The organism is Kribbella sp. NPDC054772 (genome assembly GCF_053611945.1).
In genome coordinates this window covers 29861-45870 of record NZ_JBSHBJ010000034.1, presented here as the reverse complement: position 1 = coordinate 45870, position 16010 = coordinate 29861, and the positions used below count along the sequence as shown (strand labels likewise).

16 protein-coding genes are annotated in these 16010 nt (G+C 69.9%); 6 read left to right on the top strand and 10 right to left on the bottom strand.

What is annotated here, in order from left to right; all coding sequences use genetic code 11:
• Positions 1-40: 40 nt before the first annotated feature.
• Positions 41-457, top strand: a complete 417-nt coding sequence (msrB, locus tag ACWGID_RS34500) for a peptide-methionine (R)-S-oxide reductase MsrB (protein ID WP_452203531.1) — start codon at positions 41-43, stop codon at positions 455-457.
• 104 nt (positions 458-561) lie between these two features.
• Positions 562-2589, top strand: coding sequence for an AAA family ATPase (locus ACWGID_RS34495; RefSeq protein ID WP_452203530.1), 2028 nt, complete (start codon positions 562-564; stop codon positions 2587-2589).
• Here the strand turns inward: ACWGID_RS34495 and ACWGID_RS34490 are convergent.
• Genes ACWGID_RS34490 through hemE form a run of 5 tightly spaced genes read right to left on the bottom strand, consistent with a single transcriptional unit; the run spans position 2586 to position 6654 of the window.
• The gene (locus ACWGID_RS34490) at positions 2586-2963 is read right to left on the bottom strand and encodes a VOC family protein (RefSeq protein ID WP_452203529.1); all 378 of its coding nucleotides are present in this window, start codon (positions 2961-2963) and stop codon (positions 2586-2588) included. The genes ACWGID_RS34495 and ACWGID_RS34490 overlap by 4 nt on opposite strands.
• A gap of 4 nt (positions 2964-2967) precedes the next feature.
• A complete protein-coding gene (gene hemQ / locus ACWGID_RS34485) occupies positions 2968-3666 on the bottom strand; it encodes a hydrogen peroxide-dependent heme synthase (protein ID WP_452203573.1) in 699 nt (232 codons plus the stop codon).
• Positions 3660-5069: a protoporphyrinogen oxidase gene (hemG, locus tag ACWGID_RS34480; RefSeq protein WP_452203528.1), complete on the bottom strand. Its 1410-nt coding sequence runs from the start codon at positions 5067-5069 to the stop codon at positions 3660-3662. The genes hemQ and hemG overlap by 7 nt, the downstream gene beginning before the upstream one ends.
• The gene (locus ACWGID_RS34475; RefSeq protein WP_452203527.1) at positions 5066-5551 is read right to left on the bottom strand and encodes a GNAT family N-acetyltransferase; all 486 of its coding nucleotides are present in this window, start codon (positions 5549-5551) and stop codon (positions 5066-5068) included. Before ACWGID_RS34475 ends, hemG begins: the two co-directional genes overlap by 4 nt.
• A gap of 20 nt (positions 5552-5571) precedes the next feature.
• Complete coding sequence (gene hemE, locus ACWGID_RS34470; RefSeq protein ID WP_452203526.1) at positions 5572-6654, bottom strand: uroporphyrinogen decarboxylase; 1083 nt, start codon at positions 6652-6654, stop codon at positions 5572-5574.
• A gap of 106 nt (positions 6655-6760) precedes the next feature.
• Between hemE and ACWGID_RS34465 the strand changes: the two genes are divergently transcribed.
• Entirely contained in the window at positions 6761-7363 is a 603-nt protein-coding gene (locus tag ACWGID_RS34465; protein WP_452203525.1) for a DUF3000 domain-containing protein, read from the top strand.
• Positions 7360-8619 carry a ribonuclease D gene (locus ACWGID_RS34460; protein ID WP_452203524.1) on the top strand — a complete coding sequence of 420 codons (1260 nt, stop codon included), beginning with the start codon at positions 7360-7362 and terminating at the stop codon, positions 8617-8619. The genes ACWGID_RS34465 and ACWGID_RS34460 overlap by 4 nt, the downstream gene beginning before the upstream one ends.
• Here ACWGID_RS34460 and ACWGID_RS34455 read toward each other — a convergent pair.
• From ACWGID_RS34455 to ACWGID_RS34435, 5 genes are all read right to left on the bottom strand, one after another.
• Positions 8616-9893 carry an MFS transporter gene (locus tag ACWGID_RS34455; RefSeq protein WP_452203523.1) on the bottom strand — a complete coding sequence of 426 codons (1278 nt, stop codon included), beginning with the start codon at positions 9891-9893 and terminating at the stop codon, positions 8616-8618. The two genes, ACWGID_RS34460 and ACWGID_RS34455, sit on opposite strands and share 4 nt — an antisense overlap.
• A complete protein-coding gene (locus ACWGID_RS34450) occupies positions 9890-10480 on the bottom strand; it encodes a winged helix-turn-helix domain-containing protein (protein ID WP_452203522.1) in 591 nt (196 codons plus the stop codon). The genes ACWGID_RS34455 and ACWGID_RS34450 overlap by 4 nt, the downstream gene beginning before the upstream one ends.
• A gap of 99 nt (positions 10481-10579) precedes the next feature.
• The gene (locus ACWGID_RS34445; protein ID WP_452203572.1) at positions 10580-11068 is read right to left on the bottom strand and encodes a glutathione peroxidase; all 489 of its coding nucleotides are present in this window, start codon (positions 11066-11068) and stop codon (positions 10580-10582) included.
• Positions 11069-11070: 2 nt separating this feature from the next.
• Positions 11071-11742 (bottom strand): dienelactone hydrolase family protein, encoded by a 672-nt coding sequence (locus ACWGID_RS34440; RefSeq protein ID WP_452203521.1) that lies wholly within the window; start codon positions 11740-11742, stop codon positions 11071-11073.
• Positions 11739-12407 (bottom strand): hypothetical protein, encoded by a 669-nt coding sequence (locus tag ACWGID_RS34435; protein WP_452203520.1) that lies wholly within the window; start codon positions 12405-12407, stop codon positions 11739-11741. Before ACWGID_RS34435 ends, ACWGID_RS34440 begins: the two co-directional genes overlap by 4 nt.
• A 190-nt stretch (positions 12408-12597) precedes the next feature.
• Between ACWGID_RS34435 and ACWGID_RS34430 the strand changes: the two genes are divergently transcribed.
• On the top strand, positions 12598-13794 hold the full coding sequence (locus tag ACWGID_RS34430; protein ID WP_452203519.1) for a thiolase family protein: 1197 nt from the start codon (positions 12598-12600) through the stop codon (positions 13792-13794).
• 67 nt (positions 13795-13861) lie between these two features.
• Complete coding sequence (locus tag ACWGID_RS34425; protein WP_452203518.1) at positions 13862-15973, top strand: 3-hydroxyacyl-CoA dehydrogenase NAD-binding domain-containing protein; 2112 nt, start codon at positions 13862-13864, stop codon at positions 15971-15973.
• The last annotated feature ends 37 nt before the right edge of the window (positions 15974-16010 follow it).

Genomic DNA, 16010 nt, shown 5'->3' with positions numbered 1-16010 from the left:
GGGCGGGTTTTTGCTTGTCCGGGCCGCGATAATCGGAAGCGTGACAGATTCCACCAAGCAGTACGCCGTCCAGAAGTCCGACGCGGAGTGGAAGGCGCAGCTCTCCCCCGCCGAGTTCCAGGTGCTGCGCCAGGCCGGGACCGAGCGGCCGTTCGTCGGTGAGTACACCGACACCAAGACGGTCGGGGTCTACAAGTGCCGAGCCTGTGACGCGGAGTTGTTCCGCAGCGAGACGAAGTTCGACTCGCACTGCGGCTGGCCGTCGTTCTTCGCCCCGCTCGCCGAGGACCGGGTCCAGTACATCGAGGACTCCACGCTCGGCATGAAGCGGGTCGAGGTCCGGTGCGCCAACTGCGGCTCGCACCTCGGGCACGTCTTCGAGGGCGAAGGCTACGGCACGCCCACGGACCTTCGTTACTGCATCAACAGCATCAGCCTCACCCTCACCCCCGCCTGATCGGCTCGCTGGGCCGCACCCGCACCCGCACCTGACCTGGGCGTGAGTCGGCCGGTGGGGCCCTAGACTGGGTCGGCTGGTGGCTCCCCTGGGGAAGGAAATTGGTGGCTGACGACATCCGTGCACCGCGGGTTCTGGATGTGCTGGCGGCGGAGGAGCCGTGGGAGGTGCCCGCCGAGTGGGCGGCCCGGGCGCGGGGTCAGCTCCGCGCGTGGTCCGAGGATCCCGAGGCGCTCAAACCGCTGCGGGCCGAAGCCTTCCCGAACTTCGTCAAGGGCACCCCGGCGGCGGTCTGGTTCACCCACCAGGTGGCCCCGCTGCTGACCGGGTGGATCCCGGTCCTGCACGGTGAGTACGCCGACCTGTCGACCGAGCTGACCCGGGAGTTCTACCGGCCGCCCGCGCGCCTCGGCGGCAACGGTCACGTGATCTACACGGCCCCGACGGACTGGCACCTGCAGGCGATCGCCGGGGCCCGTGGTTTCCGTGAGCACGGACGCCGGCAGGCCCTGAAGCTGTCCCGCGACGCGGTGGCGCTGTTCGCCGACGCGCCCCCGATGGCGGCCCGCTCGCAGGCGCTGACCGCCGCCTTCGACCGGGTGCTGGCCGACAAGAACACCACCGAACTGCACATCACCGGCGAGTACGACGAGATCGTCAAGTACTGGCGCACCGAGGCCCTCAAGGACCGCGAACGCGCCGTACTCCCGGAGTTGGCCGGCCCGAGCGCCGCCCTGCGCTACTCGCTGAACTCGGTCCGCGACACGCACGCCCGCCTGCTGATGGTGAGCCCGGACGAGTACGCCGGTGACTTCGCCCAGGTGATGGCAGAGCTGATCCTGGCGTCCGGCCTGCGCGGCATCCCGCAGTCGGTCGCGAACGTCCTCGGCGAAGCCACCATCGACGTCCACAAGGCGATGGAGGACATCCACACGACCTTCAAGCTGCAGACCTGGCACGGTCACGTCAACCAGTGGATGGCGCGCGCGATCCGCAACGGGCAGTCGGTGCTCGCCCGCTCGTGGGGCGCGTCCGCCGCGCGGGTCGGCGTACACCTGTCGGGCGTGCTCTCGAAGGGGCCGTGGCCGGACGCGGAGGTCCCGGACCTCACCACGCTGTTCCGGATGCTCGACCGGGAACGCTGGAACAGCCTCGAGACCGCGGCCGCGGCCAACCAGGAGGCGTCGTTGTCGGCCGCCTGGCAGGGCGTCAAGAACGACGAGGCCTCGAGGGCCGGCGGCGGTGCGGACGACGAGCCGCTGCCGGATGTGCTCGACTTCAGCGACAACCCGCTGGCCGAGCTCGACTCGCTGATCGGCCTGGAGTCGGTCAAGGACGCCGTCCGCAAGATGGTCGCCGAGGTGAAGACCAACCTTCGCCGCACCGAGCTCGGCCTGCCCAGTCATGAGCGGGCCCGGCACATGGTGTTCGTCGGCAAGCCCGGTACGGCGAAGACCACGATCGCCCGGCTGCTCAGCCGGATCTACCACCAGCTCGGCGTCCTGGAGAAGGGCCACGTGGTCGAGGTCGACCGCTCCGACCTGGTCGGTGCCGGGCTGGGCTCGACGGCACCGATGACCGCGGGCAAGTTCCGCGAAGCGCTCGGCGGCGTGCTGTTCATCGACGAGGCGTACAGCCTGACGCCGGAGAACACGCCCGGCGACTACGGCCTCGAAGCGGTCGCGACGATCCTGAAGATGATGGAGGACCACCGCAACGACTGCATCGTGATCGTCGCCGGGTACCACCGCGAGATGCAGCGGTTCATGGAGTCGAACACCGGTCTGCAGTCCCGGTTCCCGAAGCTGCTGTCGTTCAGCGAGTACGACACCGACCAGCTGGTCGCGATCTTCGAGCTGCAGGCGCGGCAGAAGGGCATGATCTACGGCGAGGAAGTGCTGGACAAGGTCCGCACCGTGATCCCGCCCGCGCCCCGTGGCCACAGCTTCGGTAACGGTCGTTTCATCCGGAACGTGCTCGAGGAGGCCGTCTCCAACCAGGCCACCCGGCTGTCCGCGAGCGACCCCGACAAGCTCACCGAGCGGGACCTGCGCGAGCTGATCCCGGCCGATGTACGGCCCCCGACGTCGATGCGCGCCGAGGACTACCTGCTGCAGAAGCCCGGGACTTAGACCGGAGTCGCGAGCGCCACCGGGTTGCCTTCCGGGTCGGCGAGGTACGCCTGGCGCTCGCCCCACGGCATCGTGGCCGGCTCCTGCAGGACCGGGTGGCCGGCCGCGCGGAAGCGTTCCACCTCCGCCTCGACGTCGTCGACGTACACGAACAGCTCGAAGCGGGGCGCGGTCCCGACGGTGATGCCGAGTTGCGCCTCCGGCCAGCTGGCGTCCGAGAGGCCGAGGGACGAGTCGCCGCGCTCGAGGCCGACGTAGTGCGGGTCGCCCTCGAGCGGGAACTGGTACGTCGACTCGTAGCCGAGCAGCGTGTAGAACTCGATGGCCCGGGGGACGTCGGTGACGTACAGCACCGGGAAGGCCTTGCGGTGCATCGGATTAGACCAGATTCGCGATCAGGTCGCCGAGCTCGGTCCGCTTGCCGGTGTAGAACGGGATCTCCTCGCGCACGTGCCGGCGCGCGGTGGACGCCCGCAGGTCGCGCATCAGGTCGACCATCCGGTGCAGCTCGTCGGCCTCGAAGGCGAGGATCCACTCGTAGTCGCCGAGCGCGAACGACGCCACCGTGTTCGCCCGGACGTCCGGGTAGGTGCGCGCCATCTTGCCGTGCTCGGCGAGCATGAAGCGGCGCTCCTCGTCCGGCAGCAGGTACCACTCGTAGGACCGGACGAACGGGTACACGCAGATGTAGCCGCGCGCCTCCTCGTCGGCCAGGAACGCCGGGATGTGGCTCTTGTTGAACTCGGCAGGCCGGTGCAGCGCGAACTGCGACCAGACCGGCACCAGGTACCGCCCGAGCCGCGAGCGGCGGAGCGCGTGGTACGCCTGCTGCAGCGCGTCGGAGGTCGGCGCATGCCACCAGATCATGAAGTCGGCGTCGGCCCGGAAGCCCTCGACGTCGTAGAACCCGCGGATCACCACGTCGTCGGCGGCCAGCTTCCCGACCAGCTCGGTCAGCTCGGCGGTCAGCTCGTCGCGGTCCACGTCACCGAGCGGCGTCTCGACCTTGAAGACCGACCACAGGGTGTAGCGGATGACGTCGTTCAGTTCACGGGCCTTCGGCTTACCAGTCACGATTTCATTGTCTCCAATGCCTCCAGGTGCTCCCGCACCCGGGTGGCCGCCTTGCCACCCGACGCCACACACGCCGCGATCCCGACACCCCGGTACGCCGCTCCGCAGACCGCGAGCCCCGGTACGCCGGCCACCGCGCTCTCCACCCGATCGACGCGATCCAGGTGCCCGACGGCGTACTGCGGGAGGCCGCCACCCCAGCGTGTCACGAGCGACCCGACCACCTCGGCGCGCAGACCGATCGCTGTGCGCAGGTCCGCGGCCGCGAGCGCGACGAGCTCGTCGTCGGAGCGCTGCAGCACGTACTCCTCGCCGAGTCGGCCGACCGAGGCACGCAGTACCGCAAGCTCTCCCCCGGCCTCGGCGGACCAGGCCCACTTGGCGTGTGAGTACGTCGACGCCTTGATCGTCCGCTCCTCGACGGACGGCACCAGGAACCCGGAGCCGGTCGCGTCAGCCGGCCAGTCGCGTTTGCGAACGGCCAGCGTGACGATCGCCATGCTGGCGTACTCGATCGTCGCCAGGTCGGTCGACGCCGCCGGAACCACCTCGGCCAGCATCCGCGCCGCGGGCGCCGCCGGGACCGCGACGACGACGGCGTCGGCGGTCAGGTACGTCGGGTCCGGGACCGGGCCTGCCTCCAGCGCGTAGCCGTCCGCCTCGCGCGTGATCCGGCGTACGGCGAGCTTCCGGCGGATCTCGACGCCTCGGGCGGTCAGATCCTGCTCCAGGGCGCCGATGAGCCGGTTGATCCCGCCGACGAGGCCCGCGAACACCGGCTGGCCGGCACGTTTCTGGCTGAGCTCGCGTAGTTCGGCGGTCGCGGCGAGCAGGCTCGGCGCGGTCCGCAGCTTCGCGTAGAGGTCGGGGACGGCCGCCGCGAGCGAGATCTCGTCCGCCTTCCCGGCGTACACCCCGCCGAGCAGCGGGTCGATCAGCTTGTCGGTGACCGCGGAGCCCATCCGCTCGGCGACGAACCGGCCGATCGCCACGTCCTCGGTCAACGCCGGCGCCGGCAGCTCCGCCTCGCGCGCGACCTGCTCCGCAGCCGCAGGCCCGAGGACGTCGGTTGTCGCGGACGGGTCCGCCGGGACACCCATCACGGTCGGCGGGATCGCGCGGATCCGGTCGCCGACCCACAGACCGGCGGTCAGCGTGGCCGGGTGTACTACGTCGTCACCGAGCCCGACCGCGCGGATCAGGTCCACCGCCTCCGGCCGCCGGGCGAGCACCGACTCGGCGCCAAGGTCGACCGGGACGCCCTCGACCTCCGCGCCGGCCAGCTTGCCGCCGAGTCGCGGCGACCCTTCGAGGACCGTGATCTGCGGCGGGTTCGGTCCGGTCGCCAGCGCGTGCGCCGCCGCCAGCCCACTGATCCCGCCACCGACCACGACAACCCGGCTCACGCGTCCTCCAGCATCAGCTCGTACTTCTTCCCCGGCCCGAGATCGGTGCTCGAGGTGCCCACCACCTGGAACCCGCAGCGCGTCAGCACCGCCTGTGAGGCCGGGTTCCGGTCCGAGGCACCGGCCGACAGCGCGGTCAGCCCGTACTCCGTGGCGGCGACCCCGATGATCGCGCGCACCGCGGCCGTCGCCAGCCCCTGACCGGCCCACTTCTCGGCGATCCGGTAGCCGAGCTCGGCCGCCCCGTTCTCGAGGTCGACGAGGTTCACCCGCCCGGCGATCGCGCCGGTGTCGTCAACCAGCACGTGGAACCGGCAGATCCCGGCCGCCTGCTCCGCCAGCATGGCCGCGTGCCGCTCCGCGAACTCCGCGAAGTACTCGTCGCCACGGTCCCAGATCCACGAGGCGAAGTACTCGCGGTTCTGCAGCTCGAAGGCCAGCACCGCGTCCGCGTGCGCGGCGGACAGCGGTTCCAGCGTCACCGGGTGATCCGGCAGCCGGATCACTCCGCGGCCGCCGCTGAGCCAGCCGCCGACTTGGACTGGACGTACTTCGTGACTCGCTCCAGCACGGCGGGGTCGGCGTCCGGCGGGACCCCGTGGCCGAGGTTGAAGATGTGGCCAGGCGCGGCCTTGCCTTCGTCGAGGATCCGGTCGATCTCGGGCTCGATCGCGTCCCAGCCGGCGAACAGCAGGGCCGGGTCGAGGTTGCCCTGGACCGGTTTCGGGCCGGCGCCCGCAGCGGTGATCCGGCGTACCGCCTCGTCCAGCGGGACGCGCCAGTCGACTCCGACCACGTCCGCGCCCGCTGCGCTCATCAGGCCGAGGAGCTCACCGGTGTTCACGCCGAAGTGCACCCGCGGGACGCCGTACGAGGCCATCGCGTCGAAGACCTTCGCGGAGTGCGGCTGGACGAACCGTTCGTAGTCCCGCGGCGACAGACCGCCCGCCCACGAGTCGAACAGCTGGATCGCCGACGCGCCGGCCTCCACCTGGACGCTCAGGTACGCGATCGCGACGTCGGCGAGCCGGTCGGCCAGCGCATGCCACAGCGTCGGGTTGCCGTGCATCATCGCCTTGGTCTTCGCGAAGTCCTTGCTCGGCCCACCCTCGACCAGGTACGACGCGACGGTGAACGGTGCACCGGCGAACCCGATCAGCGGCGTAGCGCCGAGCTCGGAGACGAGCTGCTGGACGGCCTCCGTGGTGTACGGCACATCGGCCGGGGTGATCGGGCGGACCGCCGCGATGCCGGCGGCGTCCCGGATCGGGTCCCCCGCCACCGGGCCGATGCCGGGCTTGATCTCGATGTCGTACCCGGCGAACTGGAGCGGCGCGACGATGTCGGAGAAGAAGATCGCCGCGTCGACGCCGTAACGGCGGACCGGCTGCAGCGTTATCTCGACGACGAGGTCGGGGCGCATGCAGGACTCGAGCATCGAGATGCCCTCCCGCGCCGCGCGGTACTCGGGCAACGCCCGCCCCGCCTGTCGCATGAACCACACCGGAGTGTGCGGCGGACGCTCCCCCCGGGCAGCGAGCAGGTACGGCGAACTGTCCGGCGGAGCGGGTGACGTCGAAGGCACACAGCGATGATCCCACGCTGCGAATCCGGCCCAGGTAGCTGGTCGCCCCCCGTTAACGGCGCGTCTAAACAAGCGTCTGTGAGTAATCGGTCGTAGGCTGCCAACCATGGGTGCCCGCAAGCAGGTCGACGCGCCACCCGCGGAGTTCGCCGAGGCAGTCTCGCAATTACGAGGTGCCCGGTTCCGGCCCGAGGTTTTCGTCGAGGAGATGCCCGCGCCGCAGCGGATAGCACCGCACGCGGCCGCGGTCAGCGCCGACGTGACGGTCGACGGCGACGATGTCGCCACCGGCCGGCTCGTCATCCTCTACGACCCGGCCGGGAACGACGCCTGGCAGTCGACCTTCCGCTGTGTCGCATACGTGCGCGCCGCCGTCGAACCGGAGATGGTGACCGACGCGCTGCTCGGTGGCGTGGGCTGGACCTGGCTGATGGAGGCTCTGGCCGACCGGGGTGCCGAGTTCCTGGCGCCGAGCGGTACCGTCACGAGGGTGGTATCCGAGAGCTTCGGCGGAATGGCCGACGACGACGCGACGGCGGAGATCGAGATCCGTGCGTCCTGGAGTCCCGTCCCTGGGCCTGGTGGCCAGGTGGACGTGACCGGGCACGCGGAGGCCTGGGGTGAGGTGCTCTGCACGGCGGCCGGGCTGCCGCCGGTGCCGCCGGGGGTGGTCGCGATGCCGACCCGGCGTGGACAGCGGGGCCGATGAGCCCAGTAGAGACCCAGCCGTCGACACCGGACGACCCGACCGCGAGCCTCCCTCTGCTGGAGCTCAGGGACGGGCTGTCCGAGGTGATCGACACCGATCCGGCGCTGACCGGCACCGTCGAGGCGTTCCGCTCCGGCAGCGGGCCGGTGGCCGTGGATGCCGAGCGCGCGTCCGGCTATCGGTACTCGCACCGCGCGTACCTGGTCCAGCTGCGCCGCGAGGGCTCCGGGTCCGCGCTTGTTGACCCGATCCCGTTCGGTGACCTGTCCGCGCTCGGTGACGCGATCGTCGACGCCGAGTGGATCATCCACGCCGCGAATCAGGACCTGGCGTGTCTGGCCGAGGTCGGGATGGTGCCGCGGCAGGTGTTCGACACCGAGTTGGCCGGCCGCCTGCTCGGGTACCCGAAGGTCGGGCTCGCCTCGCTCGTGAGCGAAGTACTCGGCTATCGGATGCGCAAGGAGCACTCGGCCGCCGACTGGTCGACCCGGCCGCTGCCGTCGCCCTGGCTCGTGTACGCCGCCCTGGACGTCGAGATGCTGATCGAGCTGCGGAACGCGATCGAGCAGGAGCTGCGCCGCGCGGGCAAGTGGGAGTGGGCCGAGCAGGAGTTCGCCGCGATCCTGGACGCTCCCCCGCGGGAGCCGAAGCCGGATCCGTGGCGCCGTACGTCGGGGATGCACCGGGTCCGCAACCGCCGCAGCCTGGGCGTGGTGCGGGCGCTGTGGGAGGCCCGCGACCAGATCGCCGAGTCCGCCGACACCTCCCCCGGCCGCGTGCTGCCGGACGCCGCGATCGTCGAGGCAGCGTCCGCGATGCCGACCGACCGCGACGCGCTGCAGAAGCTCACCGCGTTCAAGGGCCGTGGCGCGCACCGGCACATGCGCACCTGGTGGGAGGCGGTCGACCACGCCCGCCGGCTCCCCGACTCCGAGCTCCCCAAACAAGGACCGCGGTACGACGGTCCGCCGCCGGCCCGCGCCTGGGCCGACCGTGACCCGGACGCGGCGGCCCGGTTGTCGGCCGCCCGGACCGCGGTCGCCGACATCGCCGAGGCGCACCGCCTGCCGACCGAGAACCTGCTGGCTCCGGACACGATCCGACGTCTCGCCTGGTCGCCCCCGAAGGACCTCGACCTGGACGTGGTCACGACGTTCCTCCGCGACCACCACGCTCGTCCCTGGCAGATCGGCCTGACCGCCGAGGTGCTGACCGACGCGATGTCCTCCGAAGCCGCAGCCAAGCCCCTCGACTAGCCAGAGACCTCCGGACGTTCGCCTCCGGTGGGTTCAGACCCCTTCTCGGGGGCGGGCACAGGTAATAGCAGGTCTCCGGTCCCCGGATCTTGTCTCAACCCCAGCTGGTCGCGGAGGGTGAGGACGATCTGGAGCGCGCCTAGCAGGATGACGACTGCGATGATCGCGAAGATCTGGCGGTAGCTGAGCAGGCTGACGAGCAGACTGCCGAGTGCGAGCGAGATCGCCTGCGGCGTGGAGACGAGTACCTCGACCGCCGTCGACACCCGGCCGATGAGATGGCTCGGCGAGCGGCGCTGCAGCAACGTCGTGAACGAGATGAACGTCCACGGCAGCCCGACACCGCAGATGGCCGCGCCGACGAGTACCACGGCGATGGTCGGTGCGGCGATACAGACCACGGTCGCCACGGCAAGCGCCGTCAGACCGGCAGCGCAGACGGCCACCTCACCAAGTCGGCGTACGGCGCGACTCGCGGTGAGACCGCCGAGGATGGCGCCGACGCCCTGGCAGGTCACGAAGACGCCGGAGAATGTCGGCGGCTTGCCGAAGGCGTCCATCAGCGCGTAGATCGATGACTCGAAGAAGCCGATGACGAGGATCGAGATCGCGAGACCGGCGAGCACATGCCGCAGTACCCGGTCGTCGATCAGGAAGCGGATGCCGCCCAGCACGTCCTCGCGGAAGGTGTTCTTGGCCGCGGCCGGAGTCTCGGTGATCTTGAGCGTCGCGATCAGCAGCCCGGCGATCGCGAACGTCGCCGCGTCGACGACTGCCACCAGCCAGCCGCCCGCGGTCGCGAAGATCGCGGCGCCGACCAGCGGGCCGAACAGCCGGTAGCCCTCCTTGATCGTAGCGAGACTGGAGTTGGCGTCGACGAGCAGCTCGTCCGGCAGCAGTTCCTTGAGCAGACCGTTGACCGCGGCGGGCAGCACCACGAACGAGACGCCGTACAAGAAGGAGACCACCCAGATCAGCCAGACGTCGCCCGCGTCCCGGACGAGCACGAGCGGCAGTACGGCGAGGGCGCTGGCGAAGTTGCCCCAGACGAGGATCGCCTTGCGGGGCAGCCGGTCGACCCAGACACCGAGCAGCGGAGCACCGAGCGCCGGCAGCACCATGAAGAAGAACGTCAGCCCGGCGAGCGCGTTGGAGCCGGTGAGGGTCTTCACCCACATGCTGAGCACGAGCAGCATCACCGAGTCGCCGAGCATCGACGTACTCAAGCCACCGAACAGGCGCGGGAACCCGGGCTGCGCGAACAGTTTCCTCATGCCGGATCGACCCCCGGGAAGTATGCCGGCACGCCCCAGGACACGAACTCGCAGAGTCGCGCGCCCGCCGGTCGTTGCGCCGGGTCGGTCAGCCGCTCGAGATGACGTTCGAGCACCGTGGCGATCGCCTCGTTCATCTCCCTGAGCTCGTCCGCGGTCAGCCAGGCGACCATCTCGGTGTTGTTCTGCGCCGCCCGCCACTGCTCGGACTCCTCCGGAGCGCGCTGCTGCGCCTCCCGGAGCCGGTCGGTGGCGCGGCCCAGCATCACCTCGGACAGCGCCTGCGCCGCCCGGCGTTCCTCGATCGAGCTCGACGCGAGCTCGTCGTCCCAGCGGAACCCGAGCCCGGGCACCTTCCACGGCCGCTGGCGGCCCTTGCCACCCTCGGCCTCCACGACGAACCCGTGCTGCGCCAGCTTCCGGAGGTGCCAGGAGCAATTGGCCGGCGTCTCGTCGAGTCGGTCGGCGAGCTCGGTCGCGGTCAGAGGGCCACTGATCGACAGCAGTTCGACGATGGCCATCCGAACCGGATGGGCCAGGGCGTTGAGTTCACGCGGGTCGCTGAGGCGACGGTGCGGGATCGACATGCATGGAAAGTACTCTTTCGAAAGAGTCGTTGCAATGGCTCGCAAAGAAATCCCCCGCCGCGGTTACACGACGGGGGACGCCTGGTTTATTTGGTCGGACTACGCCGGGAGCTGCGCCTCGATGGCGGCGACGACCTCGTCGGACTCCGGCTCGGTGCGCGGACGGAATCGGGCCGCGATCGTGCCGTCGGTGCCGATCAGGAACTTCTCGAAGTTCCACTGGATGTCACCGGCCTCACCGGCCGCGTCCGGAGTCAGCGTGAGCTCGGAGTACAGCGGGTGCCGGCCGTCGCCGTTCACCTCGAGCTTGTCCAGCATCGGGAACGTGACGCCGTACGTCGTCGAGCAGAAGGTGTCGATCTCCTCGGCGGTTCCCGGCTCCTGCCCGCCGAACTGGTTGCACGGCGCACCGAGCACGGTGAAGCCGCGGGCCTCGTACTTCTTCTGCAGGTTCTCCAGGCCCTCGTACTGCGGCGTCAACCCACACTTCGACGCCACGTTCACAACGAGAACCGCCTTGCCCTTGTACTCACCGAGCGAGGTCGGCGCACCGGACAGGGCGGTCAGCGGGATGTCGTACAGGCTCATGCTCATCCTTGGGAGGTTGGGAGGTGACGGGTGAGGAAGTCTTCGGTACGGCGCCACGCCAGCGCGGACGCCTCGGCGTGGTGGAACATCGGCAGGGGGTTGTCGAACGCGTGACCGGCGCCGTCGTACCGGTGCACCTCGGCATCAGGCAGCGCGGGCACGATCGCGTCCACGTCGAGGTACGCGTCGGTGTTGCCGAAGTGGTGCAGGCTCGTCGCGGTGACCTGCGGCGCGAGCTCGAGCAGGCCGGGCAGCGCGGAGCCGTAGTAGCTCACCAGCACGTCCGGCGACGACTCGGCGGCGACGTTGAAGCCCAGGCCGCCGCCGAAGCAGAAGCCGACGACCGCGGTGCCCTTACCGCGCGCCTTCAGGTACTCCAGCGTGGCGACGGCGTCCTTGACGGCCTGGTCCCAGTCGAGCCGGCCGACGATGCCCATCGCCCGCGGGAGCAGCTCCGGGGAGGACTCGTCCAGCTCGGTGTCGTCCAGGCGCCAGTAGATCTCCGGCGCGAGCACGTAATACCCGAGGGCGTGCAGATCCGCCGCGCGTCGTTCGATGTACTCCGAGACGCCGAAGATCTCCTGCAGGAGCAGAACTCCCGGCGCCTCGCTGTCGGCGGATCCCCACTCGTGGACTGGGATGAAACCTGAACCGGTATCGATCTCCGATGTCACACTGTGAAGCGTACGACCTCGGGAGCGACCGGCTTCGGTGCGGGTGCCGGCATCCAGGCCTTCGTCTCCGTGATCGCGTCGACGAGCAGCTTGTACAGCCGGTCGTCCGGATCCGGCACGCAGGCCTGCGAGATGCCCTCGACCGCGCAGGACACCGCACGCGGTGCCGTCCGGCGGGCGAAGTCCGGTGTGGCGCGGCGGGCCCGCCCGGTGAACGAGCGTGCCCACTTGGTCGCCGACGGCACCGCTTGCAGCACCGCCAGCGAGTCCGGCTCGATGTCGTCGTACGGCCGGCCGTCCAGCGCCGCCAGTTGCTTCTCCCCCACCAGCAACGCGACGGCCAGGATGTACTGGCGCTCCTGCGAGACGATCGGCAGCGCCTGCTGGATGCAGCGTGCCGTCACCCGCGGTACGACGTGTGGGTCGTCAGGCGTCAGCCCGATCACCGACGGGATCAACGGAGCGAGCCTGGAGCGCCCGGAGTCCGTCGTGCAGTCGTTGACGTCCCGCGCGACACCCGCCAGCAGCGCGTGTGTGCACGCTGGATGGTCGGACCAGGGTTCGCCGGCCAGATACGAGGCGAACTCCATGAAGCAGGCGCCCTTGCGCGGATTGCGATGTTTCCCCCGGCTGAGGACCGGTACGGCCAGATCAAAATTGTTCATGGAACAACTCCAGACACGCGGACCTTGACCACCAGCATGCGCCCAAACCGCCCGCATTGCCACGGGTTACGGCTGAGTGAGCACACCGGCGTGATCTGTGAGCGGATCCACAACCCCCGGTTCTTTGGCCGTTCGGTTACCGACGGGTAGCATCGGCGGTAGCTTTCCCGACCCCCAGAGGAGGGCCCTCGTGCCCCGTGAGATCCGCGATGTCGTGTTCGTCGACGGCGTTCGCACCCCGTTCGGCAAGGCCAAGGGCCAGTACGCCGAAACCCGCGCCGACGACCTGGTGATCAAGTGCATCCGGGAGCTGCTGCGGCGGAACCCGGGTCTCCCCCCGGCGCGGGTGGACGAGGTCGCGATCGCGGCCACCACCCAGATCGGCGACCAGGGCCTGACCATCGGCCGCACCGCCGCGCTCCTGGCCGGCCTGCCGAACACCACGCCCGGCTACTCCATCGACCGGATGTGCGCCGGCGCGATGACCGCCGTGACGACCACCGCCGCCGGCATCGCGTTCGGCGCGTACGACGTCGTGGTGGCCGGCGGTGTCGAGCACATGGGCCGGCACCCGATGGGCGAGGGCGTCGACCCGAACCCGCGGATCATCAGCGAGAAGCTGGTCGACACCTCCGCGCTGGTGATGGGCTCCACCGCCGAGAACCTGCACGACCGGTTCCCGGGGATCACCAAGGACCGCGCCGACGCGTTCGCCGCGGCGTCCCAGGAGAAGGCCGCGAAGGCGTACGCCAACGACCTCATCCAGCCGGACCTGGTCCCGATCGCGACCCGGTCGGCCGAGCAGGGCTGGGGCTACGCGACCACCGACGAGCCGATGCGGCCGGGCACCACGGTCGAGGACCTCGCCACGCTGAAGACCCCGTTCCGCCCGCACGGCCGGGTGACGGCCGGCAACTCGGCCGGGATCAACGACGGCGCGACCGCCTGCGTGCTGACGTCGGCCGAGGCCGCGGAGGAGCTCGGGCTGACGCCGAAGATGAAGCTGGTCTCGTACGGGTTCGCCGGTGTCGAGCCCGAGGTGATGGGCGTCGGCCCGGTGCCGGCGACCGAGAAGGCGCTCAAGCTGGCCGGGCTGACCATCGACGACATCCAGGCCTTCGAGGTGAACGAGGCGTTCGCGGTCCAGGTGCTGGCGTTCCTGGAGCACTACGGCATCGCCGACGACGATTCCCGGGTCAACCCGTACGGCGGCGCGATCGCCTACGGCCACCCGCTGGCGTCGTCCGGGGTCCGGCTGATGAACCAGCTGGCCAAGCAGTTCGAGCAGCGCCCCGAGGTCCGCTACGGCCTCACCACCATGTGCGTCGGCCTCGGCATGGGCGGCACGGTCATCTGGGAGAACCCGAACTGGGAAGGTGCCGCGTGAGCGCAGCGAACAGAATGTTCAGCAGCCCAAAGGCTCATTTGAGCTCGGAGCGAAGCGGAGAGTTCAAATGAGCCTGCAGGAACTGATCGACGGCGCTTCTGCCCTGTCGACCGACGAGGTCGTCACGCTGGCGCACTCGCGGGACGTCGTACTGCCGAACAAGGCCGGCCTGATGGCGCTCATCACGCTGGACAACGGGCACGACCACACCAAGCCGAACACGTTCGGGCCGAAGGGGCTCGGGTCGCTGAACGCCGCCATCGACGCGGCGCTGGCGCGGGACGAGATCGTCGCGATCGGAGTCACCGGCAAGCCGTTCATCCTGGCCGCGGGCGCCGACCTGACCGGCGTACCGAAGCTGGCCGACCGGGAGCAGGCGCTCGCGCTCGGCAAGATCGGGCACGGCGTGATGCGGAAGCTCGTCGACGGCGGGAAGCCGTCGTTCGGCTTCATCAACGGGGTCGCGCTCGGTGGTGGGCTCGAGGTCGCGCTGCATGCAACGTATCGGACGGTTTCGGTGGCGGCCGGGATGCTGTCGACGCCTGAGGTGTTCCTCGGGCTGCTCCCGGGCTGGGGCGGCAACTTCCTGCTGCCGAACCTGATCGGCGCGGACAACGCGGTCAAGGTCGTCGTCGAGAACGCCTTGAACCAGAACAAGATGCTCAGTGGTCCGGAGGCCGTGAAGCTCGGGATCGGCGACGTACTGCTGGAGTCGGCGGACTTCCTCGAGCAGTCGCTGCTGTGGGCGTCGAAGGTGCTGACCGGTGCTGTGGTGGTCGAGCGGCCGGAGATCGACCGGGGTGAGACGTGGGACGCGGCCGTTGCCCGGGGCAAGGCTTTTGCGGACGTCAAGGTGAGTGGCGCGGCGCCGGCGCCGTACCGGGCGCTGGAACTGATTGCGGCGGCGAAGGACAACGATCGCGACCGTGGGTTCGCGGCCGAGGACGAGGCGCTCGCCGATCTCATCATGAGCGAGGAGCTGCGCAGCGGGCTGTACGCGTTCGACCTGGTGAACAAGCGGGCCAAGCGGCCGGCTGGTGCGCCGGACAAGTCGCTGGCGCGTCCGGTGGACAAGGTCGGTGTCGTCGGCGCGGGCCTGATGGCGGGTCAGTTGGCGCTGCTGTTCGCGCGGCGGCTCGAGGTGCCCGTCGTACTGACGGATCTCGACCAGGAGCGTGTCGACCGGGGCGTCGGGTACGTGCACGGTGAGATCGACAAGCTGCTCGGCAAGGGCCGGATCCGTCCGGACAAGGCGAACCAGCTGAAGGCGCTCGTCACCGGGTCGGTGGACAAGGGCGCGTTCGCGGACGCGGACTTTGTGATCGAGGCCGTGTTCGAGGAGTTGCAGCTGAAGAAGACGATCTTCGCCGACCTGGAGAAGATCATCCGGCCGGACGCGATCCTCGCGACCAACACGTCGTCGTTGTCGGTGACCGAGATGGCCGGGGACCTGGAGCACCCGGAGCGGGTCGTCGGGTTCCACTTCTTCAACCCGGTCGCCGTACTGCCGCTGCTGGAGATCATCCGTGCCGACAAGACCGACGACGCGTCGCTGGCGACGGCTTTCGCGGTCGGCAAGAAGCTGAAGAAGTCGTGTGTGCTGGTGAAGGACGCGCCGGCGTTCGTGGTGAACCGGCTGCTGACCCGCTTCCTCGGCGAGGTCAGCGCGGCGGTCGACGAGGGTACGCCGATCCTGGAAGCCGATCGCGCGCTCTCCGCGCTCGGGTTGCCGATGCCGCCGTTCGTGCTGCTGCAGCTGGTCGGGCTGCCGGTCGCGCTGCATGTCGCGGAGACCATGAACCGGGCGTACCCGGAGCGGTTCGCAGTGTCCGAGAACCTCGCGAAGGTTGTTGCTGCGGGCAAGAGTTCGTTCTACGTGTGGCCGGAGGGTAAGCCGGTCGTCGACCCGGAGGTCGAGGCGCTGGTGACGGTCGGCGACAAGCCGTCGACCGCCGACGAGCTGCGCACCCGGGTGCTCACTGCCCTCGCCGAAGAAATCAAGATCATGCTCGACGAAGGCGTGGTCGCGGAGGCGCAGGACATCGACCTCTGCCTCCTCCTCGGCGCCGGCTGGCCCTTCCACCTCGGCGGCATCACGCCGTACCTGGACCGCAGCGGAATCGCCGAAAAGGTCAACGGCACCCGCTTCCTCCCCAAGGGCATCGCCAGCCTCGCCTAGTCCGCTGGGGGTCGGTGCAGAGCCGGAAGCCCGCTCC

What these genes read in the sequence shown, in the direction of transcription:
- ACWGID_RS34455 (WP_452203523.1), bottom strand. Translation starts at nt 9,893, where the DNA reads ATGAGGAAACTGTTCGCGCAGCCCGGGTTCCCGCGCCTGTTCGGTGGC.
- ACWGID_RS34445 (WP_452203572.1), bottom strand. Translation starts at nt 11,068, where the DNA reads ATGAGCCTGTACGACATCCCGCTGACCGCCCTGTCCGGTGCGCCGACC.
- ACWGID_RS34465 (WP_452203525.1), top strand. Translation starts at nt 6,761, where the DNA reads ATGGGTGCCCGCAAGCAGGTCGACGCGCCACCCGCGGAGTTCGCCGAG.
- ACWGID_RS34490 (WP_452203529.1), bottom strand. Translation starts at nt 2,963, where the DNA reads ATGCACCGCAAGGCCTTCCCGGTGCTGTACGTCACCGACGTCCCCCGG.
- ACWGID_RS34460 (WP_452203524.1), top strand. Translation starts at nt 7,360, where the DNA reads ATGAGCCCAGTAGAGACCCAGCCGTCGACACCGGACGACCCGACCGCG.
- ACWGID_RS34450 (WP_452203522.1), bottom strand. Translation starts at nt 10,480, where the DNA reads ATGTCGATCCCGCACCGTCGCCTCAGCGACCCGCGTGAACTCAACGCC.
- ACWGID_RS34425 (WP_452203518.1), top strand. Translation starts at nt 13,862, where the DNA reads ATGAGCCTGCAGGAACTGATCGACGGCGCTTCTGCCCTGTCGACCGAC.
- ACWGID_RS34435 (WP_452203520.1), bottom strand. Translation starts at nt 12,407, where the DNA reads ATGAACAATTTTGATCTGGCCGTACCGGTCCTCAGCCGGGGGAAACAT.